At 65.5% G+C, this 2,750-nt stretch carries 2 protein-coding genes and 1 pseudogene; 2 read left to right on the top strand and 1 reads right to left on the bottom strand.

The genetic code is table 11. The annotated features are described in order from the left end of the window. Positions 1-58 precede the first annotated feature (58 nt). A complete protein-coding gene (locus KAY22_RS27480; RefSeq protein WP_296626216.1) occupies positions 59-1,936 on the top strand; it encodes an ABC-F family ATP-binding cassette domain-containing protein in 1,878 nt (625 codons plus the stop codon). Between the two features lie 90 nt (positions 1,937-2,026). After that, complete coding sequence (locus tag KAY22_RS27475) at positions 2,027-2,272, top strand: short-chain dehydrogenase (RefSeq protein WP_296626215.1); 246 nt, start codon at positions 2,027-2,029, stop codon at positions 2,270-2,272. Positions 2,273-2,331: 59 nt separating this feature from the next. Here the strand turns inward: KAY22_RS27475 and KAY22_RS27470 are convergent. Beyond that, positions 2,332-2,750: pseudogene (locus KAY22_RS27470) on the bottom strand (hypothetical protein); the annotation flags it as partial.

Here is a 2,750-nt window from a genome sequence, read left to right as displayed (position 1 = left end):
GGCCCGGGCTGCGCAACACGCGGTTTCGCTGCGCTGCGAAATCCTCTATCGGCGCGCGATGCTGAACTTCTCGAATCTCACCGTCCGTCTCGGTGGCCGCACCATCCTCGACCGCGCCTCGGCCGCGCTGCCACCCCGCGCGCGGGTCGGTCTGATCGGGCGCAACGGTGCCGGCAAGTCGACGCTGATGAAGGTGATGATCGGCTCGCTCGAGGCCGACGACGGCGATCTCGACAAGCCGCGCGACCTCCGTATCGGCTATATCGCGCAGGAGGCGCCGAGCGGAACGTCAACCCCGATCGAGACGGTGCTCGCCGCCGACAAGGAACGCGCCGCGCTGCTCGTCGAGAGCGAGACCTGCGAGGATCCCGACCGGCTGGGCGAAGTCTATGAGCGGCTGCTGGCGATCGATGCTTATACCGCGCCGGCCCGCGCCTCGACGATCCTCGTCGGCCTCGGCTTCGACGAGGAGATGCAGCAGCGCCCGCTCGACAGCTATTCGGGCGGCTGGAAGATGCGCGTCGCGCTCGCCGCCCTGCTGTTCTCCGAACCCGACCTGCTGCTGCTCGACGAGCCGTCGAACCACCTCGACCTCGAAGCGACGCTGTGGCTCGAGAATTTCCTGAAGAGCTACCCGGCGATGATCGTCATCATCAGCCACGAGCGCGATCTGCTCAATAATGTCGTCGACCATATTCTCCATCTGGAGGGCGGCAAGACCACGCTCTACACCGGCGGCTACGACAGTTTCGAACGCCAGCGCGCCGAGCGCGCCGCGCAGATCGCTGCCGCCAAGGCCTCGCAGGATGCGCAGCGCGCCAAGCTGCAGGACTATATCGCCCGCAACAGCGCGCGTGCCTCCACCGCCAAGCAGGCGCAGTCGCGCGCCAAGGCGCTGGCGAAGATGCAGCCCATCGTCGCCATGGCCGAGGATCCGAGCCTGTCGATGGACTTCCCGTCGCCGGCCGACGGTCTCAAGCCGCCGCTCGTCACGCTCGACATGGCCAGCGTCGGCTATGTCGCCGAGAAGCCGATCCTGCAGCGGCTGAACCTGCGCCTCGATCCCGATGACCGCATCGCGCTGCTCGGCCGCAACGGCAACGGCAAGACCACGCTCGCCCGCCTGATCGCCTCGCAGCTCAAGCCGATGGACGGCGCGATGAACGCGGCCGGCAAGATGCGCGTCGGCTATTTCACGCAGTATCAGGTCGAGGAACTCGACGTCGACGATACCCCGCTCGAACATATGACGCGGATCATGCCGGGCAAGACGCCCGCCGCCGTCCGCGCGCAGCTCGGCCGCTTCGGCTTCTCGGGCGACCGGGCGACGCAGAAGGTGGGCAAGTTGTCGGGCGGCGAGCGCGCGCGGCTCGCGCTGGCGCTCATCACCCGCGACGCGCCGCACATGCTGATCCTCGACGAACCGACCAACCACCTGGACGTCGACGCCCGCGAGGCGCTCGCCCAGGCGCTCAACGCCTATGAAGGCGCGGTCGTGATCGTCAGCCACGACCGCCACATGATCGAACTCGCCGCCGACCGCTTGGTGCTGGTCGACAGTGGTACCGCCAAGGAGTTCGGCGGCACGCTCGACGACTATACCGACCTGATCCTCGGCCGGAATCAGCCTAAGGGCGATGGCGCTTCGGGCGGCGGCAAGGGCGGGAAGAAGGACAAGAAGGCAGCCGCCGCAGCGCGCGAGCAGCTGGCCACGCTGCGCAAGAGCGTCCGCGACATGGAGCAGCGGATCGCGACGCTCACTGCGCGCCGCAGCGAGATCGACCGTGCGATGTTCGACCCCAAGTCGGCCAGCCCCGCCGATGCCAAGCGCACGACCGGCGACCTGATGAAGCTCCGCGCCGACGTCGAACGGGAATTGGAGGCGGTCGAGGCAGAGTGGCTCGAGGCCAATGAGGCTCTGGAGACTGCGGCCTGAGCGGTTCGGGGGGATCAGCCGCCCCGATAGTGATGTCGTCGCCCACATCGGCTTCCATGAATAAGCCGGTGCCGATCCCGCCCAGCCGTCGTGATCTCCGCCACCTCCATCCAGAACAGGCTGTCACTGCCCGAGGCGATGATCTGCTATGCCGCCGCGAAGGCGGCCGGCGGCGGATCATGGTATCGCTCGGCAGCATCCCCGTGGGCAGGACAGCGCACCCCGACGAGGTCGCCAGCCTCACCCTTCCTCACCGCCTTCCTCGTTTCCGACCGCGCCGCCGCATTCGCCAGCACCGATTATGTGATCGATGGCGGCGCGATACCGAAGGTGTGATTAAGCCAAATCGGCATTCCGTAGGCTTGGATACACCGTGGTACTTCTTACAACTAGCCTCAATTTGGTGATGTGCTTCCAGCGTTGGGAGGCGTGAGAGGTGCAGCGCCGACTGTCATTGGCGCGGAGGATGAGCCCGCAAATGCGACTGGAATGTCCTCAGCAATCAGCCCATCCACACGAGTGCCAGGAGGGATAACGGCACTCGTTCCTGTCCAGAAAAAGCCGGTCGGGAGAAAAACAATAGCTGAAACGGCCACAGCGCCCGCACCAGCTTTTGCTCCCTTGTCAGCACCAGCCGCACCTTCAAGGCGAATGCGACGTCCGTTCGCTGTAACGTAGAGCAATCTCGATTCGATATTTCCCGATTTTCCCCACATTCCCTTGTTGCGGACGGAGGTTATCTCCCCCACTGCTGGGCTGCCAATAGGAATGACGACTTGGCTGTTCAGCAACACGGACTCGGAGACTTCTAAAG

Source organism: Rhizorhabdus sp. (genome assembly GCF_018006725.1).
GTDB lineage: Bacteria > Pseudomonadota > Alphaproteobacteria > Sphingomonadales > Sphingomonadaceae > Rhizorhabdus.
Note: the sequence above shows the minus strand (reverse complement) of the source record. Positions and strands in the feature narration are given on the sequence as shown.

Coding starts and splice junctions, on each gene's coding strand:
- KAY22_RS27480 (WP_296626216.1), top strand. CDS start 59: ATGCTGAACTTCTCGAATCTCACCGTCCGTCTCGGTGGCCGCACCATC.